Annotated in this window: 28 protein-coding genes, 1 tRNA gene and 1 riboswitch; of the genes, 8 read left to right on the forward strand and 21 right to left on the reverse strand. The window is 39.1% G+C overall.

The window, feature by feature from the left end:
• Window positions 1-57 precede the first annotated feature (57 nt).
• Window positions 58-552, forward strand: coding sequence for a hypothetical protein (locus tag R8923_RS06795; protein WP_485872016.1), 495 nt, complete (start codon window positions 58-60; stop codon window positions 550-552).
• A gap of 256 nt (window positions 553-808) precedes the next feature.
• On the opposite strand, the gene tsaD is transcribed toward R8923_RS06795, so the two are convergent.
• The 8 genes from tsaD to R8923_RS06835 form a co-directional block, all read right to left on the reverse strand.
• A complete protein-coding gene (tsaD, locus tag R8923_RS06800) occupies window positions 809-1834 on the reverse strand; it encodes a tRNA (adenosine(37)-N6)-threonylcarbamoyltransferase complex transferase subunit TsaD (RefSeq protein WP_485872017.1) in 1026 nt (341 codons plus the stop codon).
• The gene (rimI, locus tag R8923_RS06805; protein ID WP_485872018.1) at window positions 1831-2298 is read right to left on the reverse strand and encodes a ribosomal protein S18-alanine N-acetyltransferase; all 468 of its coding nucleotides are present in this window, start codon (window positions 2296-2298) and stop codon (window positions 1831-1833) included. The genes tsaD and rimI overlap by 4 nt, the downstream gene beginning before the upstream one ends.
• Window positions 2271-2960, reverse strand: a complete 690-nt coding sequence (gene tsaB / locus R8923_RS06810) for a tRNA (adenosine(37)-N6)-threonylcarbamoyltransferase complex dimerization subunit type 1 TsaB (protein WP_485872019.1) — start codon at window positions 2958-2960, stop codon at window positions 2271-2273. Before tsaB ends, rimI begins: the two co-directional genes overlap by 28 nt.
• Entirely contained in the window at window positions 2957-3415 is a 459-nt protein-coding gene (tsaE, locus tag R8923_RS06815) for a tRNA (adenosine(37)-N6)-threonylcarbamoyltransferase complex ATPase subunit type 1 TsaE (RefSeq protein ID WP_485872020.1), read from the reverse strand. Before tsaE ends, tsaB begins: the two co-directional genes overlap by 4 nt.
• Before the next feature lie 289 nt (window positions 3416-3704).
• Window positions 3705-4808, reverse strand: a complete 1104-nt coding sequence (locus R8923_RS06820; protein ID WP_485872021.1) for an Lmo2079 family surface lipoprotein — start codon at window positions 4806-4808, stop codon at window positions 3705-3707.
• Window positions 4809-4930: 122 nt separating this feature from the next.
• On the reverse strand, window positions 4931-5299 hold the full coding sequence (locus R8923_RS06825) for a hypothetical protein (protein WP_485872022.1): 369 nt from the start codon (window positions 5297-5299) through the stop codon (window positions 4931-4933).
• Between the two features lie 86 nt (window positions 5300-5385).
• Entirely contained in the window at window positions 5386-5742 is a 357-nt protein-coding gene (crcB, locus tag R8923_RS06830) for a fluoride efflux transporter CrcB (protein WP_485872023.1), read from the reverse strand.
• Window positions 5735-6112, reverse strand: a complete 378-nt coding sequence (locus tag R8923_RS06835) for a CrcB family protein (protein WP_485872024.1) — start codon at window positions 6110-6112, stop codon at window positions 5735-5737. The genes crcB and R8923_RS06835 overlap by 8 nt, the downstream gene beginning before the upstream one ends.
• A 54-nt stretch (window positions 6113-6166) precedes the next feature.
• A riboswitch (Fluoride riboswitch) is annotated at window positions 6167-6227 on the reverse strand.
• Window positions 6228-6337: 110 nt separating this feature from the next.
• Here R8923_RS06835 and R8923_RS06840 point away from each other — a divergent pair.
• The 5 genes from R8923_RS06840 (at window position 6338) to R8923_RS06860 (ending at window position 10702) form a co-directional block, all read left to right on the forward strand.
• Window positions 6338-6421: transfer RNA gene (locus R8923_RS06840), tRNA-Leu, on the forward strand.
• 310 nt (window positions 6422-6731) lie between these two features.
• The gene (locus R8923_RS06845; RefSeq protein WP_485872025.1) at window positions 6732-7589 is read left to right on the forward strand and encodes a sce7726 family protein; all 858 of its coding nucleotides are present in this window, start codon (window positions 6732-6734) and stop codon (window positions 7587-7589) included.
• Between the two features lie 3 nt (window positions 7590-7592).
• Window positions 7593-8546, forward strand: a complete 954-nt coding sequence (locus R8923_RS06850) for a sce7725 family protein (RefSeq protein ID WP_485872026.1) — start codon at window positions 7593-7595, stop codon at window positions 8544-8546.
• Window positions 8533-9627: an RES family NAD+ phosphorylase gene (locus R8923_RS06855; protein ID WP_485872027.1), complete on the forward strand. Its 1095-nt coding sequence runs from the start codon at window positions 8533-8535 to the stop codon at window positions 9625-9627. The genes R8923_RS06850 and R8923_RS06855 overlap by 14 nt, the downstream gene beginning before the upstream one ends.
• Before the next feature lie 340 nt (window positions 9628-9967).
• Complete coding sequence (locus R8923_RS06860; RefSeq protein ID WP_485872028.1) at window positions 9968-10702, forward strand: endonuclease/exonuclease/phosphatase family protein; 735 nt, start codon at window positions 9968-9970, stop codon at window positions 10700-10702.
• 4 nt (window positions 10703-10706) lie between these two features.
• Here R8923_RS06860 and R8923_RS06865 read toward each other — a convergent pair whose 3' ends face one another.
• The 8 genes from R8923_RS06865 to R8923_RS06900 all read right to left on the reverse strand — a co-directional run bounded on the left by R8923_RS06865 (window position 10707) and on the right by R8923_RS06900 (window position 17616).
• Window positions 10707-11969: a hydroxymethylglutaryl-CoA reductase, degradative gene (locus tag R8923_RS06865; RefSeq protein ID WP_485872029.1), complete on the reverse strand. Its 1263-nt coding sequence runs from the start codon at window positions 11967-11969 to the stop codon at window positions 10707-10709.
• Window positions 11970-11981: 12 nt separating this feature from the next.
• A complete protein-coding gene (locus R8923_RS06870) occupies window positions 11982-13457 on the reverse strand; it encodes an acyl-CoA carboxylase subunit beta (RefSeq protein WP_485872030.1) in 1476 nt (491 codons plus the stop codon).
• Between the two features lie 3 nt (window positions 13458-13460).
• On the reverse strand, window positions 13461-14222 hold the full coding sequence (locus R8923_RS06875; RefSeq protein WP_485872031.1) for an enoyl-CoA hydratase-related protein: 762 nt from the start codon (window positions 14220-14222) through the stop codon (window positions 13461-13463).
• Window position 14223: 1 nt separating this feature from the next.
• On the reverse strand, window positions 14224-14436 hold the full coding sequence (locus R8923_RS06880) for an acyl-CoA carboxylase biotin carboxyl carrier protein subunit (RefSeq protein WP_485872032.1): 213 nt from the start codon (window positions 14434-14436) through the stop codon (window positions 14224-14226).
• A gap of 1 nt (window position 14437) precedes the next feature.
• A complete protein-coding gene (locus R8923_RS06885) occupies window positions 14438-15592 on the reverse strand; it encodes an acyl-CoA dehydrogenase family protein (protein WP_485872033.1) in 1155 nt (384 codons plus the stop codon).
• A gap of 177 nt (window positions 15593-15769) precedes the next feature.
• Window positions 15770-15868 (reverse strand): LPXTG cell wall anchor domain-containing protein, encoded by a 99-nt coding sequence (locus tag R8923_RS06890; protein WP_485872034.1) that lies wholly within the window; start codon window positions 15866-15868, stop codon window positions 15770-15772.
• Window positions 15869-15886: 18 nt separating this feature from the next.
• Window positions 15887-16432 (reverse strand): DUF5626 family protein, encoded by a 546-nt coding sequence (locus R8923_RS06895; protein WP_485872035.1) that lies wholly within the window; start codon window positions 16430-16432, stop codon window positions 15887-15889.
• A 359-nt stretch (window positions 16433-16791) separates the two neighbouring features.
• Window positions 16792-17616 (reverse strand): aldo/keto reductase, encoded by an 825-nt coding sequence (locus tag R8923_RS06900; RefSeq protein WP_485872036.1) that lies wholly within the window; start codon window positions 17614-17616, stop codon window positions 16792-16794.
• Between the two features lie 122 nt (window positions 17617-17738).
• Between R8923_RS06900 and R8923_RS06905 the strand changes: the two genes are divergently transcribed.
• Window positions 17739-18098: a MerR family transcriptional regulator gene (locus tag R8923_RS06905; protein ID WP_485872037.1), complete on the forward strand. Its 360-nt coding sequence runs from the start codon at window positions 17739-17741 to the stop codon at window positions 18096-18098.
• A gap of 10 nt (window positions 18099-18108) precedes the next feature.
• Here the strand turns inward: R8923_RS06905 and R8923_RS06910 are convergent, their stop codons facing one another.
• A complete protein-coding gene (locus R8923_RS06910; RefSeq protein ID WP_485872038.1) occupies window positions 18109-18765 on the reverse strand; it encodes a protein with hydrophobic anchor in 657 nt (218 codons plus the stop codon).
• Window positions 18766-18801: 36 nt separating this feature from the next.
• Window positions 18802-19485, reverse strand: coding sequence for a YjjG family noncanonical pyrimidine nucleotidase (locus R8923_RS06915; RefSeq protein ID WP_485872039.1), 684 nt, complete (start codon window positions 19483-19485; stop codon window positions 18802-18804).
• Between the two features lie 89 nt (window positions 19486-19574).
• Here R8923_RS06915 and yeiL point away from each other — a divergent pair, with 89 nt between their 5' ends.
• Window positions 19575-20228: a transcriptional regulator YeiL gene (yeiL, locus tag R8923_RS06920; RefSeq protein WP_485872040.1), complete on the forward strand. Its 654-nt coding sequence runs from the start codon at window positions 19575-19577 to the stop codon at window positions 20226-20228.
• A gap of 51 nt (window positions 20229-20279) precedes the next feature.
• On the opposite strand, the gene R8923_RS06925 is transcribed toward yeiL, so the two are convergent.
• The 3 genes from R8923_RS06925 to cls all read right to left on the reverse strand — a co-directional run bounded on the left by R8923_RS06925 (window position 20280) and on the right by cls (window position 24334).
• On the reverse strand, window positions 20280-21941 hold the full coding sequence (locus tag R8923_RS06925; protein WP_485872041.1) for a peptide ABC transporter substrate-binding protein: 1662 nt from the start codon (window positions 21939-21941) through the stop codon (window positions 20280-20282).
• Window positions 21942-22144: 203 nt separating this feature from the next.
• A complete protein-coding gene (locus R8923_RS06930; protein WP_485872042.1) occupies window positions 22145-22708 on the reverse strand; it encodes a GNAT family N-acetyltransferase in 564 nt (187 codons plus the stop codon).
• A 108-nt stretch (window positions 22709-22816) separates the two neighbouring features.
• Window positions 22817-24334, reverse strand: coding sequence for a cardiolipin synthase (cls, locus tag R8923_RS06935; protein WP_485872043.1), 1518 nt, complete (start codon window positions 24332-24334; stop codon window positions 22817-22819).
• Window position 24335 lies beyond the last annotated feature (1 nt).

The following is a 24335-nucleotide window of genomic DNA, read 5'->3' on the forward strand; positions in this document are numbered from 1 at the left end:
AAACAGAGATTTTAACGATTACAATATAAGATAGTTGATGAAATGTGGGGAGAATATATGAAACCACCATATGGATTAGAAACCATAAAGAAGCGGCTAATTGAAATACAGCGAGAACTTGTAGATGTAAAATCATGTCTACCTTACAGAAACAATGGCATAGAATTTTTTACGGAATCGCAGTATTTGTATAAAAGAGATGGTAGAAGTTATATACTTTTTGGATGTACAATAGTACAGTTCTATGGCCTTTGTCAACAAACAGGAGAAGTGTTTGTAATAGAAGAAGATGATATTTTATATTGCAATAAAACCATAAAAGCTTTTATGCAATGTCAAAGATTATTTATCGAGAAGGTTATGGATTTAATAGACACAAGAGATGAGATTGAGTATGAGAATTTCATAAAAAAATTCATGGAAATAGATGCTACAATTACAGAAGAAAGCAACTGGGGAGTATGTGTTTATGAGTTAAGTGAACAATTTTATCCATTGACAGATGAAAGGATAAAATTGTTTGAAACACTAGAAGCGCCCGGAGATATTTAAAGTATTTTAATTTAATAATTAATCAATAAGCTACCAAATATATTAAACTATCTGGTAGCTTATATTTTTACTCATTATTTGAATAAAGGATACATAGTTAGCTTGTAGAAAAACTCTACACTTAGGTACAGCAAAAATCAGATTGCTAGCAAATGACGAGATTTTAGGCAAATCCGAGTACTGGAATAGAGCCAAAAACTCCGAAGATTACTGTTTGTCAATAGCCAGAAACGTGGACGAATTCTCGCCCATGTTTTTAAACTTCTTCAAACAGCAAACCTGGTCTGGCGTTTAAGGCTAGATCTCCGAATTTGCCTTCTTCATAAGCTACGGTTCCAGCAGCTGCAATCATTGCGGCATTGTCTCCGCAAAGTGAAAGTGGCGGGATAATCAATTGGGTGGCAGGGATTTCAAGTTCAGCTTCTTGAATCATTCGTTCGCGCAAACCAAGGTTCGCGGCAACACCTCCTGCTAGAAGCAATTGTTTTACACCGTATTCTTTCGCGGCAGCAATTGTTTTTTCGACTAAAACGTCGACAACGCTCGCCTGAAAGCTCGCTGCTAAATCAGCCGGACTCGGTTCTAAGTTTTTTTGGCGCATATTATGGAGCAAATTAATAAATGCAGATTTTAAGCCACTAAAGCTAAAATCGTAGCTACCATCGCCGAGCATGGCGCGCGGAAAATGAAACGTATCTTCCCCTTCTTTTGCCAAGCGGTCAATCTGAACTCCCCCGGGATAAGGCAAACCAAGCGTCCGAGCCACTTTATCGTACGCCTCACCAGCCGCATCATCGCGCGTTTCACCGATAATTTCAAATTCATTGTGTGCTTTCATCAAAACAAGCTCTGTGTGTCCTCCGCTCACAACAAGCGCGAGTAGCGGAAACTGCATTTCGGTTTCAAAGCGGTTTGCATAAATATGCCCCGCGATATGGTGTACTGGAATGAGTGGTTTTTGATGAGAAAAAGCCAGCGTTTTAGCTGCGTTTACCCCAATGAGTAGCGCTCCCACAAGACCAGGGCCTTCTGTTACGGCAATTCCGTCTACGTCATCTAGCGTGACATTCGCCTGATTTAGCGCCTCTTTGATGACGATGGTAATTTGTTCCACGTGGTGCCTCGAGGCAATTTCAGGTACAACACCGCCAAATCGTTTATGGCTCTCAATTTGAGATGCGACAACATTCGACAAGATTTCCTTGCCGCCCTTTACGACTGCAGCTGCCGTTTCATCGCAACTTGATTCAATGCCTAAAATAATCGTTTCTTTTTTTGTCATGATAAATTCACCCACATTACAAGTGCATTTTCGCCGTTATCTGGATAGTAACTTTTGCGAATTGCACCGTTTTGAAAATTAAATTTCCGATATAAGTTTTGTGCTCGCGTATTCGATACACGTACTTCAAGTGTCATATTTATAACACCGTTTTGTTTCGCTAAATCTAACAGCGCTTTTAGTAGCGCCTCGCCGTATTTTTGTCCTTGAAAATTGGGATGAATGGCGACATTTGTAATGTGACCTTCGTCAAGTACAAGCCAAACGCCACCGTAGCCAATAATTTGCCCGTCTAAAATGGCTAGCAAATAATGGGCATATTGGTTGATTGTGAACTCATTTAAAAAGGCTTCACGCGACCATGGGGAACTAAATACAGCGTGCTCAATTTGGAGCAGGGCATCGACGTCTTCTTGCGTTGCTTTTTCAAAAGAAATCATATTTTCTTCCTCGCTTCGAGCCATTTGCTTTCGGCCTCTGCAAGCTTCAAGTAGTCAGGTGTGAAATTTGTTGCCTCCGTGCCGCTTTCATGTTCAGCGAGAGTAACGAGGCTAGCCGCTCGTGCAAAGTTCGTATCAGCGCTAGCAAACACCGCATGCTGTCCCAATTCACCCGCAATTTTTTCTTGCAAGTTTAGCGGGATTGTTCCAATAAATAAAATTTTTTCAGACGTCCCTCTAAAATTCAAAAGTAGTTCTGTAAGCGCAATATGTTGGTCAGAAATTAAAGTTTCCAGCACGTCCCCTTGACGATACACGCCCGCATAAACGTTCTCCCGCCGCGCGTCCATTAGTGCCACAATTTTCCCCGGGAAGTACATCCCACTTTTGGCTAAAATTTGAAGAGACGAAATGCCTACAATAGGCACATTCAGATCCCATGCCAGCGTCTTAGCTACCGTGACCCCAATTCGAAGTCCAGTATAAGAGCCAGGACCTTTAGAAACGGCAATTTTTGTTAAATCGCTTACCGCTACGCCACATTCTCGCATGAGTTCTTGAATGGCTGGAAGCAGTCTCACGCTATGATTTTTTTTCAAATTTGTCGTCAGCTCTCCGGTGATTTGCCCCTCATTAAAAAGTGCAATACTCATTGTGTCAGTCGCCGTATCAATGCCTAATATCATTCCAATACCTCCGTCAAGAAAGCCTCATAACACGCACCTATTGCTTCAAATTCCAAGTTCCGCTCATCATCTGAAATCCGTGAAATGGTGATTTTCAAATACTCGCTTGGTAAGCTTTCGCTAATAAAGTGTGCCCATTCGACGACACATACACCATCGCCTAAAAAATATTCATCAAAGCCAAGCTCATCAGAAGATGCCTCTTCTAAACGGTAAACATCCATATGATAAAGCGGTAAGCGTCCGCTCGTATATTCACGAATAATTGTAAAGGTGGGACTTTTCACGAGCTGTTTGATTCCTAATCCTTCAGCAAGCCCTTTTGTAAAGGTGGTCTTTCCCGCTCCTAAATCGCCTTCAAGCAAAATAACGAACGAAGTATCCACTTTTTGACCTATCTTTTTTGCCAGTGTGATTGTTTCTTCTGCATTTTTTATATGTTTTTCGACTTTCATTTTCTTCACCTGTCTATCATTTTCTGTTCCTATCATACCATAGAACAAAAAAAAGAACAGCCTCGTGGCTGTTCTCAGCTTGAAGAAAAACTTAAAGTTTACACAAAACAAAATGTCCCGCGCAAAATCAGATTGCTGACAAATGGTGAGATTCTAGGCAAAACCGAGTACCGAAGTGGAGCGTACTTTGAGTACGAGAGCATCGGAACGGAGGGTTTAACGACGAAGATTGCCGTTTGTCAGCAGTCTGAAGAACAGCCTCGTGGCTGTTCTTAGTTCACTGTCCCTTTTAAAAATTAGAATCTGTTAAGTCTGTATCGCCATATACACTTTGCATCATAACAGTTTGAATGATGGTTTGAATTTCTTCAGTGCTGACAATTTCATCATCTTTCGGGAAGGCGGGGATTTTTTTGAAAGCAACATTTTCGACTTTAAACGTTCCGCCTAGTTTTGTATTGCTTTTTGTATCTTCTACTGCAATTTTCATTGTCATCGATTTAAATTTATCATTTTCATCTGGTTTCAATGATATTTTTACGCTTGCCTTCATTGTTTTGTTTTCTTGCATTTCTTTAATTGCATCTGTTAAATCCGCACGGAATTCTTTATACTCCTTGTCAAAGTCCGTTACACTACCTTGTGATTCAGCAATTGTTTGAATATCTTTCTTCACACTATCTTCGCCAAGCATTTTATTAAAGTCTTTCAGTAAGTTAACAAAATCTTTTTTAGTTAAAGTTGTTGTCAGATTACCATCATCATCTTCTGTAAAGCGACTTTCATCCATACCTTTTAAGTAATCTGTAACGGTTTCATTCATCTTCTTTTGTAAATCTTCCGTTGCTTTCGCGACCGATTCAGATGGTTTAGTTTTTTCATCACCTGTCTCGCCTAATGATTTTGAAAGTTCTGATGTACTAATATATTTATCTTTCAAATCCGGATATGCTTGATTAATTTTAGAAAAAATTCCGCCAGTTTGTTGATCAAGAAGCGCCTTTAAATTTTCATTTGGATTAACAATTGTATCGAGTGGAATATACGACTCACCTGTTTTATTGTTCATCAAAACGTCCACTTCAAAATTAAAATTAAGGGCGCCGTTTGAGATGAGGTTGAATTCCACATAAGATTTCTCCGCTTTTTTATCAATAGACGCTGTTGCATCAAGCTGCATTTTCTTAAGCATGGCTATTGTAGCCGCATCACTACCATAAATATCGTCTGATTCGAGATTATCAATTTTAAACGACATTTTTTGAGTGTATTGATCTGGAACATCGAGTGCATTTGAATACGTGTCAGCAAATTTCTCTTGCGGCGTTTTCCCACAAGCTGCAAGTACTAACATTAAGACTAACAAAACTGATAAAACTAACCCTTTTTTCATAAAAAATCCTCCTGTGCTTGTACTATGTAACTACTTCAATTTATCATAATTTCGCAATGAATACAATCAAATACAAAAAAACTAGCGGCTATTTATTAGCCACTAGATTTTATGTGATATACCTAGTCTTTTACAATTATTTTCGTTGCGGCTGCAGATACTGTTCCTGGAGACGGGGCAACTAATTTTACACCTTCTGGAAAGATAGCTTGAAACTTCGTGCCTTTTTGGAAATCTGTTGATTCGATTGCCTTACCAGACTCATTTACAATCGAAGTTGAGTTATCGAAGGTAAAAACAACATTTGATGCATCACTTTCCGCAGCACCTTGCCAAGTTAATATTCCAGAAGCTGTCACTTGATTTCTACTCGTGATTTCACTTGCATCCGTTATACTTCCATCTATTACTAAATAATTAACAGCCTCATCATTTGAACATGCCGCAAGTAGAAAGAGGCTCATTATTAAAATCGAAATAATTTTTTTCATTGTCTATCCTTTCGCACGTTTGTTGACCTTAGCATAGCATGCCTACAGTCTTTTAAACAAGCTTAAGCGTATTTCTTAAACAATTCTTATAAACTCCCTATAAAAAAACCTAAACCGGCAAACGAAATGCCTAAACCATACGATAAAATCATATATACCGACAAAATTCCCGTTCTTTTTTGTAAATACAGTTCCGTGCTTTCCACTTTAAAAGTCGAAAATGTTGTATAGCCACCCATAAATCCAGTCCCAATAAGGAGCTGCCACAAATCAGAAAGCTGACTCGAAACAAGCAGGCCTAGAAGAAAAGAACCCGAAAGATTGATGAGGAAGGTTGCCCACGGAAAATCGGTCTTCCACTTATTTTTCATCCAAACCGAGATTCCGTAACGCGTCATCCCACCAAAAGCCGCGCCAATGCCGACAAGCAAAAAGTTAAGCATGACGATTCACCCACTTTGCAGAAAAGAAGTAACCGAGTTTTGCGAAGGCAAGGCCACCCATCAAGCTGATTCCGATGTAAAGTCCTGCTATTCCAATGTGTCCTGCCTGAATTAACTGGATATTTTCCACGCTAAAGCTTGAAAATGTTGTAAATGCCCCGATAAAACCAGTTCCGAGCCCCGCAATGAACTCCGGCCGCACTTTCGGATTTGCCGCAACCGCCTGCGTCACAACTGCAAGCAAAAAACACCCTATTAAATTCACCGTGAGGGTCGCAGCGGGAAAGGTATTCCCCCCCATAAGTAAGCTAATCCCATAACGCGTCATGCCACCTAGCGCGCTAAAGATGCCGACATATAAAAAATACATATTTACTCCTCCAATCAAAAACTCCTGTTGAAAAAAACATAGCAAACTATGTCTCTTTCAACAGGAGTCATCAGCGCAAAACGCAATAATAGCGAACTCCATCGCCTCTTTTACTATATGCTTTTAGCGCTTTTTTTGCAAGAAAAATATTTATGCAAAATCACTTATAATCGTTGACAAAACCTCTAAAAAAATACTATAATACTTTTTGTTGGTACAAATTACGCGGTCGTGGCGGAATCGGCAGACGCGCTAGGTTGAGGGCCTAGTGGGCATTAGCTCGTGGAGGTTCAAGTCCTCTCGGCCGCATTATATTAGATTGAGAATACTCTAATATCAAGAAGTTTGTGAGTCCTGCGCGTATGCCATTACGCTATGACCACAAGCTTTTTTTACAGGTTAAATGAGTCTCTGACATAGTGAGAAGGTCATTTTCCATAAAAAAGTCTCGATTAAGTACAGGAGAGAAGTCAATCGTTTATCAAATGACTGTGCTTGACGATGATTTTGTTTTAGAGGAATTTATGAAAAAAGTAGTAATAGTCTAGGTGAATTATGTTAGATATGGTATAATTGAAAGAAAGCAGAAGAAATTATTAATGAAGAAAAGGTGAGTAAAATGACTGAAAACAACATAATCTTAAATAGGTTTTTTACTCAAAGAATATTCTCAAATTTGCTAGATAATAAATCTACATCAATTTATAATAATTGTGTGGAGAAATATGTTAACTTAGAGTTAAGAACTGAAATATCGAATAAAGATATTATAAGTGAAGTCTATAACTATATGAATAAAGAGTATAGAAATGAGTATTTTTATAAAAATACTTTGTTGAATAAATTACTTCTAGGTAGACATAGTTTAAACACCACAACAGCGTTATCAGAGGTACCAATTAATAGGTCAAAGGCAGATTTTGTTTTGATAAACGGGAAAGCTATAGTTTATGAAATCAAAACGGAGCTGGATACATTCGATAGACTATTTTCACAATTGGCAGATTACTATAAAGCTTTTGATCATGTGTCAGTAGTTACTTCGGAGAACAATTATGCTAAAGTTATGGACCTTTTAAAAGATACTAATGTGGGAATTAGTATTTTAACACGTAGAAATACTATTAGCTTAAGAAAAGAACCAGTTCAGGATAGAGGTAAATTAGACTTTATAACAATGTTTAAAGTGTTAAGAAGAGTAGAATACGAAGAAATAATAATGGATTACTACGGTGAGCTGCCTGAAACCAATCAATTTAGCTACTACAAAGAATGTTTTAAGTATTTCAAGCAAATTCCAATAAATCACTCGTATGAGGCGATGTTAGTCATATTAAAGAAAAGGGCGCGTGTTCAAATAGATGCCTATGATGATATTGTTCCATATGAGTTGAAATCCTTAGCCTATTTCTCTAAATATACTAAAGAGGATTATACTAAGTTAGATAGCTTTTTAAAACATAACTGGGAGGAATAGAAAATGTATTTTCCATATTTACGAGGTAAGCAATTTGAACTATTAGCATTACGGGAGCTAGTTGAAAATAATCTAATAAGTAAAGAAGTAATTATCCCAATTATTGAGCCTTTAAAACCCACATCAACACTACTAAAAACACTAGAATGTTTTAATGAACAGGATATGAATATTGGTTTCATTACGAATCCTATGGTTGGGAATTTTGAAGAAGAACGAGATAAGCTAAGTACAAAGAATCTGGAGCATCTTAATAAGTTAATGAGTAATAGCTCAATTATAAATGCGCATATAATGAACAAAAATAGTCTTCATGAAATTAGAATGTTAGAAGTTTCAAAAAAACAGTTGATAACCATTTTCAATAGTAAAGAAGTAAATCATTTAGCTACATTCAATACAATACTTATTGAAACTAAGCCTATTTTTAGTCTTATCCCTGATGACAGCGCTTTCAGAAGAGGGGTAAACACTAATAAAATTCTTTTTGCAGACAAATTTGAGAAAAAAGATAGGAATTCCGATTATTGTGGTATAGATGATGAGTTCTTTTCATCGGATCATAAATTTTTTAGCGATGAGGGGTATAAAGGGTTCTCAGATTATTCTGTCATAGGATCAGATTTTAAGGAAAAAGGATTTGCCCCATATGCGGTTGTTATCCATATTGTTTATTTTGATAAGGAAAATAATCTCAGAGTAAAGCACTTTGTATCTGATTCTAACGACGATATAACTGATCCCGCTGGGAAGTTTTCAGAAGCATTGCGGAAGTTAATTGAATGGTCTGATAATGTGGACATCGACACTTATGGGCTTAAACAATTCAGAAAATATTATGAAGATAAAAAATATCCGGGTTTAGGTACAGTTAAGAAGGTGTCTGTGATGCATCATCTAGAATTAATGAATCAATATTTACTTCAGCATCGAGGTGAGAACAGTGATATGTTGTGAGATGTGCTTCCGAGACTATGAAATAAAAAGTATTATTAAGAGCTTTGGAATACAAGGGCAATGTGAAACGTGTAGAAGAAAAAAAGTTTTTATTTACGATACAGATTCTAGGCATCAAGAAATTGTAGGATTGTTCAGTGATTTGTTGAATATATACACACCTGTGTCAAGGCTTAAGAACTATCCAGAAGAAAAGAATAATATGTTGAAAGATGAGTTAGTTGATACTTGGGATATTTTCTCCATAGACAAAGAATCAGCATATAGGCTAATTAAGGAAATTTGCTCTGAAGACTACGCATTTGACCCAGAGGTATTTTGTAATCCTATTGGTATTGAAGAATTTTCAGACGGGGCATACCTTAGAGAGCATTCTATTCTTAAAGGAGTTTCTTGGGATGAGTTTACAGCCGATATAAAATCTAAAAATAGATTTCATACAGAGCATATCAACAAAGATATACTGGGTAAATTTTGCGATATTGCCAGATTGACCATAAAAAAAGAAGAGCATTTTTTTAGAGCAAGAATAGTTAAAGATGAGTCTTTTGATATAGATAAGATGGGGGCTCCACCTGAGGAGCTAGCAACGGATGGTAGAGCTAATACTAAGGGAATATCTGCTCTATATCTGTCTAATAACGAGACAACAGCAATACATGAAACTAGGGCTGGTGCGAGAGATATAGTAGCTGTAGCAAAATTTAAACTTAAGGAGGATATCCATGTTGTTGATTTTACTGCTATTAATAAGTTGAGTCCCTTTTCTGAAAGAATCAAAGATTATACAGAACTTGCTGTAAATAAGCAACATTTAAAAAAAATAGGAGAAGAAATTGCTAAACCACTTAGAAAAAATGACGATACACTTGAGTATATCCCTACACAATATGTCAGTGATTTTATTAAGTCACAAACTAATGATGTAGGAGAAAGTAAATTTCATGGTATCAGGTATAAAAGTACAATGCATACTGATGGATTTAATCTAGCAATTTTTGACCAAAATTTATTTGAAGGCATTTATGTTGAGGAGCATATTATTAATAATATTCATTACAGCTCATCTAGAAATGACTAGTCGAAAGACTATTACAGTCGTAATCTACAAGAATTACGATTTTTTTTAAAGAAAATCAACATTAGAAAGGTATTAAGTATGTCGAGGCTCATGATTGCATTCTCATTAAGCTAAAATAAAGTGTATGTTGAGGTCTTGTGGGCATTAGCTCGTGGAGGTTCAAGTCCTCTCGGCCGCATTATATGTAGAGAACGGGTTTTAGGATTAGGTTTCTGAAACTCGTTTTTTTTAATAAAACTTACTTATTTTTACAAATTTCAGCTTTTGCCAAGCAAAACACTTTTTATTTTCTCAAAAAACGATACAATGAAAGCGAAACCAATTTATGGAGGCGAGTTATATGAAGGTAGCCAGTTTTAATATTTGTTGTGATATTGAAAAAACAGGTGATATTGCTTGGTCCGTCAGATTGCCACTTATTAAACAAATTATTCGCGAAGAGGCGTTTGATGTTTTCGGAGCTCAGGAACTTGTGCCAAACCAGTTATGGGATTTAAATAAGGAGTCACTTTATGAGCATTATAGTTTGTTTCGCGACGGTGGGCAGACGGGCGAGGCCATCAGTATTTTCTACCTGAAAGCACGGTTTGATTTGCTCGATACGGGCCATTTTTGGCTCTCTCAAACCGAACAAATCCCGTCCGCTTACAAAGATGCCGCTTTTAAACGCACTTGCATTTGGGTAAAATTGTTGGATACGCAAACGGGTGGTAGCTTTTATGTTTTTAACACACATTTTGATCACATTTCAATTGAAGCGCGTACATATTCCGCAAAACTGCTTAAAGAGCGACTGCCGCAAGATGCTCCGCTTGTTTTGCTGGGCGATTTTAATTCTACCCGTGAATCTGAGGCGTTTGACATTTTAAATGCACACTTTCAAAATGCTGGTAAGGAAAATACACAGGCCACTTTTAACGGCTTTTCGACTGATGAAAAAAATCATGAAGAAATTGATTTCATTTTCACCCAACAATTTCGCGTTCTGCAATTTTATGTTGTGACTAAAACATTTGACGGACTTTTCGCGTCCGATCATTATCCGGTTGTTGCGGAAATAGAAGAAGCCCACTAGAATTCTAGCGGACTTCTTCTATTATTTTTTTCGCATAGCTTAAATTAATTTGCCCGGCTTCGAGCATCTTTTCAGCCACCCAGTCAATTTCAGCGCCAGTTGCGCCAGCAGAAATGGCTGTTGATTTCGCTTGTAGCGACATATGACCGCGCTGAATGCCTTCTGTTACTAAGGCTTTTAGGGCAGCTAAATTTTGCGTAAGTCCAACAGAAACGGCTAACATCGCGAGCTCTTCGGCATTTTCCACCTTGGCGATTTTTTGTGCCAAAGTAGCAAGTGGCGAAATCGCGATAGAGCCACCAACAGTTGCAACCGGCATGGGAAGCGTTAACTCGCCCACTAAATCGCCTGCATCATTTACCGACCAGCGACTCATTGGCCTGTAGCGTCCGTCTTTTGCGGCGTAAGCATGGGCGGCTGCAGAAATACTGCGGACATCATTGCCAAACGCTAGTAAAACCGCGTCAATACCGTTCATAATGCCTTTGTTGTGAGTTGCCGCCCTGTAAATATCCGCATCACTAAACGCAGTAGCCCGCACAATGCGGTCACGCACCTCTTTTCCACCATTATTTTTGTCTAAAAGGAGGTTTGCGGGAATCGTACAAGTGGCAGTTGCCGTTGCCATGTCTGTTAAGTTCGATAATATTTTCATTTCGGCAGTTCCGCTTGTTAGGCGTTCGATTTCCGGTGCAAGCGCCTCAACCATCGTGTTAATCATGTTCGCACCCATCGCTTCCCGTGTTTCCACATGTAGATGGACCACGAGCAGTTTTTCCTCAGTCGTTTCAATTTCGCGGATAACAATTTCGCGTGCGCCCCCGCCGCGTTTTGCAAGCGAAGGATACGCCGCATTCGCCGTATCAATTAGCTCCACCTGCTCTTTTTCGATTGCGACTTTCGCACGCTCAAAATTAGTCACGCCGTACACGGCAATTTGTCCAGCCATAAGACGACCAGAACTCGTTGCAGTCATCCCGCCAGAACGGGCAATCAATTTGGAACTAGAGCTCATGGCGGCGATGACCGAAGGCTCCTCGGTTGCCATTGGAACGGCGTATTCTTTGCCGTTCATCACCATATTTAAACCAAGACCAAGTGGAACTTGAAAAGTACCAATCATATTTTCAATCATATGATTCGCCGTTTCAAACGGGAGCGCACCTTCTGCCTGTAGACTTGCGAGTTCCGCATCTGTCAAATCAGCGTAGTCGCGAAGAATTGCAAGCCGCTCCTCTCGCGTTTTTTTATAATAACCAGCGAACATTTTGCGCCTCCTCTACATCGGATAAATTTTAAAATGTGAAATCGTTTTGCGCTTTGCTTCATAAAATGAAAATCTTGAAATAAGCGCTTGTCGTAGGTTTTCTGGCTCCACGATATCATCCACAACCATCTCGGACGCGAGCTTATACACATCAACATCTGCTTCGTATTCCTTTATTTTTTCCTGAATAAAAAGTGCTTTTTCAGCATCCGGAAGCTCCGCTATTTTGCCCGCGTATACTGCATTGATAGCGGCATCTGGACCCATCACGGCAATTTGCGCTGTCGGAAGTGCCAGCGTTGCATCTGGATTAAAACCAGGCCCTGCCATCGCATAAAGTCCTGCCCCGTAAGCTTTTCTGACGATGACCGAAATAAGTGGAACCGTGATTTCGCTGACAGCCGCAATCATTTTAGCACCACGGCGAATAATGCCCGCTTTTTCAACTTGTGAGCCAATCATAAATCCAGGTACGTCGGCTAAAAAGAGCAGTGGAATGCGGTAAGCGTTACAAATTTGAATGAATTTGGTCGCCTTATCGGCTGAATCCGGAAACAACACGCCACCTTTTACAAGCGACTGATTCGCGACCACCCCAATTGTTTTCCCACCTAAACGTGCAAAGCCCGTAATGATTTCCTTAGCAAATAGCGCCTTAATTTCACAAAATGATTCTGCATCAATTAGACCATCAATAACTCGGTACATGTTAAGTGGTGCATTCTCGTTTTCCGGAATGACGCCACTTAAAGGTTTCGCGTTTTCGCGGCTTGCTTTTTCGTATGTCAAATAGGACAAGTAGTCGCGACCGAAGAAAAGCGCTTCTTTTTCCGAAGAAACGAGCACGTCCCCACAACCCGATACGGTGCAGTGCATGCGAGCGCCGCCCATTTCTTCAAGCGTAACTTTCTCGCCGATGACTTTTTCAGCCATACGCGGCGAGCCGAGATACATCGAGGCGTTTTCTTCCACCATGACCACGATATCACAAAACGCAGGAATATAGGCACCGCCTGCCGCTGAAGGACCAAACAGCAAACATATTTGCGGGATTTTACCGGCTAACTGCACTTGGTTATAAAAAATCCGCCCAGCTCCGCGTCTTCCTGGGAACATTTCGACTTGATCCGTAATTCTTGCGCCTGCTGAATCAATTAAATAAAACAGCGGAATGCTCAATTTTTCAGCAGTTTCTTGCATCCGAATCATTTTTTCAACCGTTTTCGACCCCCAGGAACCAGCCTTTACGGTAGAATCATTTGCGATAATAGCCACTTTTCTGCCATCAATTTGACCAAGCCCAGTAACCACACCATCAGCTGGCAAATCTCCCGCATGAACATTCGCAAATAAAGCATCCTCGGTAAATTCACTATCTGCATCTAGTAAGAGCGCAATCCGTTCACGCACAAATAATTTTCCTTTTGCCTTCGCCGCCGCATGATATTTTTCTGCACCGCCAGAGCGGATTTTATCTTCTAAATTCATCGTCTACCTCCCTAAAAATCGCGCCGCCCGCTTCTCACTAAACGCCTGAAGTCCTTCTATGCGATCCGACGTTTCAATAAGCGATTTATAAGCTTTTTCTTCTGCTAAAAAGGCAAGTTCCAAGTTACTAGACACAGCTTTTAGAACTTCTTTTGCCCGTTTGACCGCAAGCGGAGCATTATGTGAAATCGCTTCTGCAATTTGCATTGCGATATGTAGCGCATCGTCTGAGACATCTGTTACAAGCCCAATTCGCTTTGCCTCATCTGCTGTAATCCGTTTGGCAGTTAAAATCATTTCAAGTGCAGCAGCTTCGCCAACTAGGCGGGCTAAATTGACGGTTCCAAATGCGCCTGGAATGATGCCAAGGCTCGTTTCGGTTAAGCCAAGCTTGGCCGTTTTATGCGCCACACGAATATCACAAGCAAGTGCAAGTTCAAGTCCGCCACCAAATGCATGACCGTTTATGGCTGCAATTGTAGGGATTTCAAGTTCAGATACACGCTTAATCAGGTGTCGAATACGTGCGACAGCTGGCCACACTTCCTCATTTGTGAGCTTTTGACGCTCTTTTAAATCGGCGCCTGCTGAAAAAACCTTATCCCCTTCGCCCGTTATGATTAACACGCGTGCTTCGCCTAAATCATTCAGTGCCGCGTCAAACGTTTTGAGTAGCTCATTTGAAAGTGCGTTCGCCGCTTCTGGTCGATTCATTTTAAACAATACAATATGTGTCGACAGACGTTCAATTTGAATGAGCGCCATCTTAATCTAGCATCCCGATGTCGTCATTTTCGTTTACAAAATCCCCCGCTGTAACAGACCATTCAACTAGTTTCCCAGTGTTCGGTGCCTCAACAGGAATAAGCATTTTCATCGATTCAATTTGCGCAATTGTTTCGCCTTTTCTAACATCATCTCCCGCATGTTTTTCAAAACTATGAACAGTCCCTGTAATCGTCGCTTTAATTTCTTCCATTTTATTTCGCTCCTTCTTTTAAAAGTTGTCGTGCAATGACTAGGCGCTGAATTTCAGACGTCCCCTCGCCAATTTCTAATATTTTCGCATCACGCACTAGCCGCTCAACACCAGCATCACGCATGTAACCTGTGCCACCTAAAATTTGCAACGCCCGGTTGGCATTTCTTGTGGCCGTCTCAGAGGCGAATACTTTCGCATAGGCAGCTTCTTTAATAAAATTTTCACCGCCATCTTTAAGGAAACATGCCTTTTGAACAAGTAAGCGCGCTGCTTCTGTTTCAACCGCCATATCCGCAAGTTTAAACTGGACAGACTCAAATTTTGAAATTGGACCACCAAATTGTTCGCGCACTTTTGCATGCTGAATCGCCTTATCATAGGCGTCTTGCGCTAAACCAACAGAAATTGCCGCAATCGAAATTCGCCCGCCATTTAACACGTTCAAAAGTTGCTTCATTCCTGCGTTTTGATCCCCTAAAAGGTTTTCTTTAGGTACTTTTACATTTTGAAAATGAATTTCACCTGTATCCGAGGAGCGAACGCCCATCTTGTCATATGGTCTAGTCACCGTGATTCCAGGCAAATTCATCGGAACGATAAGCGAAGAAATAATTTTCCCACCATCTTCCTTATAACCCGTCACCGCGGCAATCGTGACAACCGCCGCATAACTCGCGTTCGTAATCCACTGTTTCGTCCCATTCACGATAAAATGGTCGAAAGAAAGCTCCGCCGTTGTTTCCACTCCCGCCGCGTCAGAACCTGCATTTTTTTCGGTTAAACCGAAGGCCGCAAGCTCGCGACCTTCTGCAAGTGGGCGCAAAAATTTCATTTTCTGTTCGGCCGTCCCGTACATCGCAATCGGTGCCGTCCCAATTGAAACCGTCGCCACATAACTAAGCGCAACCCCGAGGCTTGCTTTTGCGATTTCTTCTGCCACCGTCATATAGGCGAGCGTCCCTCGTTCGCTTCCGCCGTATTCTTTTGCAAATGGCAAACCAAGATAGCCCTTCTCACCCATTTTTTGAAAAAGTTCACGACTGAAATAGGCTTTTTCATCCCATTCAGAAGCAAACGGTCGTATATATGTATCCGCAAAATGACGCGCATCTTCTTTTAATTCCGAAAGTTCAGCAGAAAGTCTAAAATCCATTATTTTTGCCTCCTTAAAAACTTGAAATAACGTTCTATTCTATGATAATCATTCCCATTTGCAAAAGCAATTTTGGAGATTTATAAGTAACAAAAAGTCCACTAACTACACCACATCATAAAAAATAGGCTTTCTGCACACTGTACAAAAAACCTATCTGAAGCGGCTCAAAAATATTCATTGTTTATCTTTTTTCCTTTTTTTTATAAAACCACCTATAATTGCGACAATAACCAAAGCAATTATTATATAAATAACAATAGTAGCATTAGTCAAAATACATCCCTCCTTAGCTTAATCGTGAGAAATTATTAATTTTGAACCACCCACTTTTGCTCGAAGATAGCCACTATGACTAATCCCAAATGTCACAAACTTAAACTTATATGTAGCTTGAGTACTTGAGTCTCTCGTCAGTACATCTGATTTTACATAGGTTCCAAAAACTTTATAATTGCCATCATATGCTTTTGTAATTGTACTTTTACCATTTGCATATTTAACATTAACATAGAACCAAACATTAATTACCCCACTATTATATGAAATCTTGTATTTCTTTGTTCCAGTACTCAGTGACCTAGATGCTTTAAGAAGCGGGCGGCTTGTATCAATCACATCCCCCATGTTCTCAACTTGAACTTCTACTTCCTCACCTTCTTCATTTAAGTAACTGTCACTCACCATTTCATTGTCAAACAAATCTAATGACATGTTGCCCTCGCCAACTGTCTTACTTATATTATAAATTTCCTCTGCGCTGGCATCCTCACTCATAATAAAAAAAGTAAAACTTGATACAAAACAAAATACAAGTACTCCAAAAAATATTTTCTTCATCTTAATGCCCCTTTCTAATGATGTTTATATTCTAAATATAATATACCATATCTCGTATTCAAACGATACACTTTGTTTTGAATTGATTAAAAAATAGCAATATTATTATAACTATTTTATACAAGATTTTAGATTCAATTTAGTTAAAATATAAATAATGAATATGCGAAAAGTAAATAAAACTAAATCTAAAATTGATTTTTAATTCTACATTTCCAAAAACTTTTTTATTAAACAGAGTGATTTAGCCCCCATTCTACCCGACAAATTCACATAAAATAAAAAAGACGATAGACAAAGAGCCTAAGCACCTTGTCTATCGTCTAAATAACAGCTAAATGAGTCGTAACCCTCACTTTTTAAAAATTAAAATTATCTGGGTCTGGGCCTGTTCGCTCATCTTTGTTTAAGGCATCTATCGCTTGTATATCTTCTTTAGTCAATTCGAAGTCAAACACATCTGCGTTTTCTATAATGCGTTCTTTATGCACTGACTTTGGAATGGTTACGATGCCGTGTTGTAAATCCCAGCGAATGATAACCTGCGCCACGGATTTACCGTATTTTTCGGCGATTTTTTTGATTTCTGGGTTGTTTAGGATTTTGCCACTTCCAAGCGGGGACCAGGCTTCCACTACGATATTTTTTTCGGCACAGAAGTCACGAAGCGGTTTTTGAGAAAGAAGTGGGTGAAGTTCAATTTGGTTAACCATTGGCACAATTTCTGCCGTTTCTAAGAGTGTTTCTAAATGATGTTCATGGAAATTACAAACCCCAATTGCGCGCACTTTTCCGTCTCGATAAAGCTTTTCAAACGCGCGCCAAGTTTCGTTAAACTTACCTTCCACTGGCCAGTGAATTAAATATAAATCCACATAATCAAGACCTAGCTTATTTAGACTCGTTTCAAAAGCAGCAAGCGTCGTTTCATAGCCTTGATCCGCATTCCAAAGCTTTGTCGTTACAAATAAGTCTTCACGCCGCACGAAAGACTCACGAATTGCTTGACCTACGCCTTCTTCATTGCGATATGCCGCTGCCGTGTCAATACTAATGTAGCCGGCCTCAATTGCCCATTTCACAGAATTTACTGCTTCCTCGCCGTCTTTTACTTGCCAAACACCAAAACCAAGACGCGGCATTTCCACACCATTCGCTAGTTTTACAGTATCTTTTATGCTCATAAATTTAGCCTCCTAAAATCAAATTCAACCTCATCTTACACCTTCGAGTATACTCGAAAGCAAATATTTGGCAAATATTTTTCACCCGTGCTATTCTTTTAAAAAAAAGAAGGAGTTTTCTTATGCCATTATCCATAAAAGAAGCGTCCGCGGAAGTCGGGCTTTCTGCTTATACCATTCGTTACTATGAAAGTGTTGGGTTAATTCCTTTTCTCTCTCGGGATGAAAATAATAATCGCGTCTTCGATGAGGAAGCTTTACACTGGCTAGATTTGCTTGTTTGCTTGCGCCGAACTGGTATGCCACTCGCCAAACAAAAAGAAATCGTAGAACTCACAAAACAAGGTGACAACACTGTCCAAGACCGCATCAATGTTTTAAAAGAACACCGCAAAGAACTTGAAAAGAAACAACAAGAACTAGATTTTGCCTTCCAAAAAATTGAAGCCAAATTAGCATGTTATGAAGGTATGCAAAAATAAAAACGGAAAATCAACTGATTTTCCGTTTTTTACGTCTTCTAATAAGAACTATGAATCCAGCAATTAGTAATATGAGAACAGTTCCAGCCGTAATTGCAATATTTTTTACATTTGGAACATCAATTTCAAAATAAAGGTGATTTTTTTGTTCTAATGGAATGTGCCATGTGAGCTTCCCGCCGTCTTTTTCATCCGCGTTGTTTGCCCCAATTGTATCAATTGGGAAATCTAAGATAAGCGTATAGTCCACTTGCGCCAAGAGTGCCGCTGGAATTTTCTCGCCAAGTTGTTGCTCCTTTAAAATCTCAGGTACATCAAACGCGGCATCTAAACGTATTTTTTTCATGAAAAAACCATCTTTTTCTTGAAATTTCACCCCGTATTTTGTAGCTTCCTCTTTAAAATCCATCTTTTTAGCCGATTTTTCAATTTTTTTATGAATAGAAAACTGGTTTTGCGATATTTTTTTAACGGTGAATCCCGCATCCTTAAGTTTTGGTGTCAGCTCCTTAATTGCCGGCCCCGCAAGAAATCCCGCTGTCGCGCCAAGCCCCACATCAAAATTCAAATCAGTCGTTCCGTCCTTATTTATTTTCACAGTGTTAATAACATCGGCACAGCCCGTAAGAAGAAGCATCGTGCTCATAAGTATAATTAATCGTAACATGTCAAACCTCCGCTTCTAGCTTACCATGATTTCTATCTAACTTAAAACATTTAAGAGCTCAGGCAGTGAATGAATTTCATAAGTTGGCGTAGTTTCCACATCAAACACCGCACCATGCGGATTAAACCAACAACTATCAATGCCCGCAACACGCGCACCAAAAATATCAGAGCTTAGCGAATCACCAATTAGCAGTGTTTTCTTTTTATCAAAAGCAGGAATCCGCGCAAAACAGTAGTCAAAAAATTGAATCATCGGCTTTTGATAGCCCGTATCTTCTGAGACAAAGATTTTTTGGAAGAAAATATCTAAGCCAGAATCACGCAACCTTCGGTACTGTGTTTTCGATACACCGTTTGTCACAACATAAAGCGAATAATGAGGGGCTAAATGTGCGATTAATTCAGCGGCGCCTGCAATTTGTTCGTGTCCTTCCTCTAAAAAAGTACGATATTTTGCCTCAAGCAAAACGCCGTCAACCGCTTTATTTTGTGTCGCGAAAAGTTTTTCAAAACGCGTCTGAATCACCTCATCGCGCGAAATCTCGCCCCTTTCAAACGCCTTCCATAGCGATTCATTGATTTCTTTGTAAACAAAAGTTAACGTCTTCGTTTCTGAAATCCCTTCACTTTCAAACAATTTCATAAGCGCATCATCTTCTGTTCTTTTGAAATCTAATAATGTATCATCTACATCAAAAAGCAATGTCTCATAACGCATGTTGACTCCCCCATCTCTTTTTTAGCATCTTATCATAGTTTTCCGTATAATAATAGGAGAAATCTCACATCTAAAACGAGGAATGTAATATGAAAAAAATAACAAATACGCACGAAATTTCAGAGAGACTTAAAAAAAACAAACTAGAAGCCATTTTTCCAAACGAGATTCTTTCAAAATTAGAACTTTATGCTGTGAAGAAAAATGAGTTTATCGTCCACCAATCTATCACTCCAGAAAAACTTTTTTTCCTTATTTCTGGAAAAGCAAAAATTAAAATGACGCTTGAAAACGGGAAAATATCCCTTATCGATTTTATTTCCGCCCCTTCCTATATCGGTGAATTAACGCTTTTAGCCATCGAAGACACTCCTAAAGACGTTATCGCCCATACAAATTGCGTCTTATTCGCACTTCCTTTAAAAGAAAATCAAACGCAACTACTTGAAAATCCAACTTTCATGAAAAATTTGGCTGTTTTTTTAGGCAAAAAAGCTTTGCATCGCACTGAAACACTAACCAAAAGTTTGAATTTGCCATTTCAAACACGCTTAGCACGTTTTATCCTGCTCACAGAAGAAGACGGCATATATCACGAAAAACATACTGAAGTTGCCGAATATTTACACGTTAGCTACCGCCACTTACTTTTTGTTTTACATGATTTCACGCAAAAAGGAATTTTAGAAAAGAATGGGCGCAACTACGCCATTAAAAATCGAGAAGCACTTACTAAACTTTAGGAAAAGAAAAAAGCAAAAGCGAATTTCTCACTCGCTTTTGCTTTTTTAAATTCATTTTTTCTGAATCCACTTGTAGCTATACGGAGCGCCGAATAGATGGTGAACAACCCCTGTTACTTCTGGTTTTTGAAGCACTGCTAGACCTGCTTGGTAGAGTGGTGCAATGCCTGCATCATCAAGCAATATTTTTTCTGATTGAATCATTGTCTGAAAGCGTTCTTCCGGTTTTGTTGCAAGTTCACCAGATGCTTTCGCAATAAGTGCATCAAATTCTTTATTGGAGTAGTTCGCGCGGTTGTAATTATTGTCCGTTGTTTGAATATTTAAAAACGTAATTGGATCTTGATAATCTGGACCCCAACGTGTTAATTGTAGGGTGTAGTCTTTATTTTCGTCGAGTTGAAGTCGAGATTTATAGGGTACCGTCTTGATTTTCACTGTTACACCATCTAAATTCGTTTGCAACATGTTTTGAATGAATTCACTCGATTTTTTGTTGAAATCTTGATCATCAGCAAGGAGTTCAATCGTAATTTTATCAATCCCAAGTTCCTCCTTAGCTTTAGCCCAGTACTCTTTAGCCGCTTTTTGGTCTGTTTCTTGTAATTTGCCACTCTCTTTACGGAAATCTTCCCCTGTTTCTGGATTAAAGGTAAATTCTGATGGGACAAATCCGTCTATTGCCTCTGAACCATTGCCAAGTACCGTGTCCACTAATTGCTGTTTGTCTAAAACCAGTGCAAAAGCTTTGCGCGCGTTCGCATTTTTGAAGAGTGTATCTTTCCCATCTAAAATTTGATTGAATTTCAAATAGTAAACGAATGCTTCAAGTTCGGTTTGATAGTCAGGATCAGCATTTTTTTGCTTCGCGTAATCACCCGTTAACGTTGCGCGATCGAGTTTTCCAGTATTGTATAAGTTTACTGCCGCACCAGGCTCTTTTACGACTTGCACATTAATTTTATCCACTTTAACGTCTTTTTTGTTCCAATAGTTATCATTTTTCTCGAATTCCCATGTTTTACTTGTATTGTTCCAGCCCTTCATGACAAAAGCGCCGTTATAAATCATATGTTCACTATCTTTTGCATAATTATCGCCTTGTTTCTCAACATATGCTTCTTTTTGTGGGTAAAATGTCGGGAATGTTAGTAGCGAATGGAAAAACGGAACTGGCTGTTCCAGTGTAATTTCTAACGTTTTATCATCTAACGCCTTTACACCAAGCTCTTCTGGTTTCTTCTTACCCGCAATAATGTCCGTTGCATTTTTTACAATCCCATCAAAAATAACAGCATATTCCGCACCTGTATCTGGATTTACAATTTTCTGCCAGGAGTAGACAAAGTCATTTGCTGTTACATCACTACCATCGCTCCATTTAGCGTCCTCACGCAGTTTAATTGTATAAACTGTCTGATCCTCATTCAATTCCGGATCACCTACCGCAACACCAGGCTGTGTTTTATCATCTTTATCTAAATAATATAGTCCTTCAAACACTTGATTTTGAGCTGTAAAACTAACACCATCTGTTCCCTTAACTGAATCCATTGACGGGATTTCAGCGGATTCCATCAAATTCACTTCTTTTTTCCCAGAGGACGAGGTATTACCCGTTTTTGCCTCATCTTTATTTCCCCCACCACATGCGAATAATACCACACTCATTAGTGCGATAATCCCCATTAAAAACAAATGTTTCTTCTTCATAATACCTAGCCCCTTTTTCATTTTCTATCTAACTGATATAAATATAAATTCAGATTTACAAGACCAATTAGAATATATTTTATAGTCTTATTTTTCTGTGTATTTAATATATTAGCACACTTTATTAAAATAAAAAAGCTAAATTTTCAGTTTTATTAATTATTTAAAAAAGGTACAGGACTATTACACCCGCACCTTTCACATCAAACTTCTTTTTGCATATGCTCATATTTATGGCCGCTCAATATGATTTCACCCACTGTTTGAAAGCCAAGTCTTTCATAAAGCCGCTTTGCTGCGGGATTTGCTTTATCACAGTTTAAGCCGATTTTTCGCTTACCGTCTGCTCTTGCAAAACGGGGAAGCTCGTTTAAGAGCGCAGTGCCAATCCCCTTACCACGATAATCTTGTTTTGTTACGATAGAGTCTAAATACCACTCCCCGCTAAACGTTTCCTTTTCCTTAAAAACAGCTGACTGATCAATCAAGTCATGTTTCTTTGCAAGTGCCGACCACGCATCATCTATAAAAGGCTCCTTCTCGCCTGGATAACCCGCCAAAGCGCCACCAATAACACCATTATCTTCGTAAACATAGAGATGATTGAAGCCATAGCGATAATCAGGCACACAAATCGCTTCTTCCAGCGTTTCAATAATTTTCTCCTCTTTTTCTTTTTGTAAAAGGGGAAGTTCCATGTCTTGCCATATCGTAAATAAAAGTGGAGCCACCATTTTAGCATCCCCCTTTTTTGCACGTCTAATCATTTTATTTTCCCTCCTAAACTAATTACCGTTAGGTTAATACTAACATAATGACTTGCCAAGCGCCATAAAAATAACTCGGCAAAATGTTATTTTGCCGAGTTATCCTCTTTATAAAATCGGTGAAAGCAAACTAGAAAGATTTTCCTTCATTTTCACATACCATGATTTCTTTCTAATATCCTCCATCGTGTACAGCTTGCTCACTTCAAAATCGGCTTCAAAATCACGTTCCATTTTCACAATTGCTTGGTCTCTTTCGTATAGAAATACCATTAATTCATGATTTAAGCGAAAGCTTCGAATATCAAAGTTTGCCGTCCCTACAGCAGCGCGCTCACCGTCAATTAAAAGTAGTTTAGCATGCACGAAAGAATCATCACGATAAGCATACACTTTTGCTCCCGCCTCAAGCATCGTTTCAATGTTGGAATTACTTCCGTGGAATGAAATCCCGCGGTCACCTTTCCCTGGAATAATGATTCGCACATCAATTCCACTAAGTGCAACTCGGCGAATGACGGCAAGTGCTTCTTCATCTGGCACAAAATACGGGGAAGTAATCCACACCGATTCCTGTGCAGAATCTATAAGGTCAAGCATTGCATCTCGAACATATTTCTCCTTATCATACGGACCTCCGTACACGACTTGTGCCCATTCATTCCCAACTGGTTGGGGCGAAAAATATTGGCCGATTCCGGCTTCACTAATAAATAAGTCTGCCGAACCCGCTTTATTTTCCATATAGACCCAGTCCACTAAAAATGACTCTTGGAGTTCAATGACAGCCATACCTTCGATTTGAATGTGTGTGTCGCGCCAAACAGCAAAATCAGGCGTATTGCTACGGTATTCTTCCCCGATATTTAAGCCTCCCGTAAAGCCGATTTGACCATCGATAACGATAATTTTTCGGTGATTTCTTAAATTCGCCGTTCTTGCAATCCAAATGGAGCGAATCGGGTCAAATGCGTGAATGTAAATACCAACTTGACGCATTGGTTCTAAAAACTGTTCGCTTAATTTGGCTGTACCCCAAGCATCATACATAAAACGCACTTCAACGCCCGCTTTCGCCCGTTCAATTAAAATATCACGAATTTCCGTGCCAATTTCATCCGACTTATAAATATAATATTGAATATGAATATGGTTTTTAGCTTCCTTAAGCGCCTGAATAATTGCTGGGAATGTTTCCTCACCGTTTGTCAAAAGTGTCAATTTATTCCCGTTCACAGGATTAATTTCCGTCAAATGTTGAATTCGCTTAGACAAACGCGGCGGTTTTTTCCCATCTTCATACGGTGGTAGATGATGAATTGTATCCGCAATTTTATGCATTTCATTCGTTTGGTTATGATGGAAAATACGATTTTGCGGGTTTCTTCCAAAAAATAAATATAAAAATACGCCTAAAACTGGCAAAATAAAAACAGCCGCCATCCAAGCCACTTTGGACGTCGTATTTCTTTTATCCCAAAACAAAAGCCGAATGACAATTACGACACCACCAAGTTCGACAATAAAGCCTACCGTATATAAAATCACCTCCGACCATTGCCGTAAAACAAAGCCTACAAATAGTACTAACACAATGAGAATAATGAATTGCAATCCTTTTTTCATC

The organism is Listeria tempestatis (assembly GCF_963575625.1).
In the GTDB taxonomy this organism is placed as follows: domain Bacteria; phylum Bacillota; class Bacilli; order Lactobacillales; family Listeriaceae; genus Listeria; species Listeria tempestatis.

Excerpts from the sequence above, each read along its gene's own strand:
- R8923_RS06795 (WP_485872016.1), top strand. The coding sequence starts at position 58 with ATGAAACCACCATATGGATTAGAAACCATAAAGAAGCGGCTAATTGAA.
- tsaD (WP_485872017.1), bottom strand. The coding sequence starts at position 1,834 with ATGACAAAAAAAGAAACGATTATTTTAGGCATTGAATCAAGTTGCGAT.
- rimI (WP_485872018.1), bottom strand. The coding sequence starts at position 2,298 with ATGGCTCGAAGCGAGGAAGAAAATATGATTTCTTTTGAAAAAGCAACG.
- tsaB (WP_485872019.1), bottom strand. The coding sequence starts at position 2,960 with ATGATATTAGGCATTGATACGGCGACTGACACAATGAGTATTGCACTT.
- tsaE (WP_485872020.1), bottom strand. The coding sequence starts at position 3,415 with ATGAAAGTCGAAAAACATATAAAAAATGCAGAAGAAACAATCACACTG.
- R8923_RS06820 (WP_485872021.1), bottom strand. The coding sequence starts at position 4,808 with ATGAAAAAAGGGTTAGTTTTATCAGTTTTGTTAGTCTTAATGTTAGTA.
- R8923_RS06825 (WP_485872022.1), bottom strand. The coding sequence starts at position 5,299 with ATGAAAAAAATTATTTCGATTTTAATAATGAGCCTCTTTCTACTTGCG.
- crcB (WP_485872023.1), bottom strand. The coding sequence starts at position 5,742 with ATGCTTAACTTTTTGCTTGTCGGCATTGGCGCGGCTTTTGGTGGGATG.
- R8923_RS06835 (WP_485872024.1), bottom strand. The coding sequence starts at position 6,112 with ATGTATTTTTTATATGTCGGCATCTTTAGCGCGCTAGGTGGCATGACG.
- R8923_RS06845 (WP_485872025.1), top strand. The coding sequence starts at position 6,732 with ATGACTGAAAACAACATAATCTTAAATAGGTTTTTTACTCAAAGAATA.
- R8923_RS06850 (WP_485872026.1), top strand. The coding sequence starts at position 7,593 with ATGTATTTTCCATATTTACGAGGTAAGCAATTTGAACTATTAGCATTA.
- R8923_RS06860 (WP_485872028.1), top strand. The coding sequence starts at position 9,968 with ATGAAGGTAGCCAGTTTTAATATTTGTTGTGATATTGAAAAAACAGGT.
- R8923_RS06865 (WP_485872029.1), bottom strand. The coding sequence starts at position 11,969 with ATGTTCGCTGGTTATTATAAAAAAACGCGAGAGGAGCGGCTTGCAATT.
- R8923_RS06870 (WP_485872030.1), bottom strand. The coding sequence starts at position 13,457 with ATGAATTTAGAAGATAAAATCCGCTCTGGCGGTGCAGAAAAATATCAT.
- R8923_RS06875 (WP_485872031.1), bottom strand. The coding sequence starts at position 14,222 with ATGGCGCTCATTCAAATTGAACGTCTGTCGACACATATTGTATTGTTT.
- R8923_RS06880 (WP_485872032.1), bottom strand. The coding sequence starts at position 14,436 with ATGGAAGAAATTAAAGCGACGATTACAGGGACTGTTCATAGTTTTGAA.
- R8923_RS06885 (WP_485872033.1), bottom strand. The coding sequence starts at position 15,592 with ATGGATTTTAGACTTTCTGCTGAACTTTCGGAATTAAAAGAAGATGCG.
- R8923_RS06895 (WP_485872035.1), bottom strand. The coding sequence starts at position 16,432 with ATGAAGAAAATATTTTTTGGAGTACTTGTATTTTGTTTTGTATCAAGT.
- R8923_RS06900 (WP_485872036.1), bottom strand. The coding sequence starts at position 17,616 with ATGAGCATAAAAGATACTGTAAAACTAGCGAATGGTGTGGAAATGCCG.
- R8923_RS06905 (WP_485872037.1), top strand. The coding sequence starts at position 17,739 with ATGCCATTATCCATAAAAGAAGCGTCCGCGGAAGTCGGGCTTTCTGCT.
- R8923_RS06910 (WP_485872038.1), bottom strand. The coding sequence starts at position 18,765 with ATGTTACGATTAATTATACTTATGAGCACGATGCTTCTTCTTACGGGC.
- R8923_RS06915 (WP_485872039.1), bottom strand. The coding sequence starts at position 19,485 with ATGCGTTATGAGACATTGCTTTTTGATGTAGATGATACATTATTAGAT.
- yeiL (WP_485872040.1), top strand. The coding sequence starts at position 19,575 with ATGAAAAAAATAACAAATACGCACGAAATTTCAGAGAGACTTAAAAAA.
- R8923_RS06925 (WP_485872041.1), bottom strand. The coding sequence starts at position 21,941 with ATGAAGAAGAAACATTTGTTTTTAATGGGGATTATCGCACTAATGAGT.
- R8923_RS06930 (WP_485872042.1), bottom strand. The coding sequence starts at position 22,708 with ATGATTAGACGTGCAAAAAAGGGGGATGCTAAAATGGTGGCTCCACTT.
- cls (WP_485872043.1), bottom strand. The coding sequence starts at position 24,334 with ATGAAAAAAGGATTGCAATTCATTATTCTCATTGTGTTAGTACTATTT.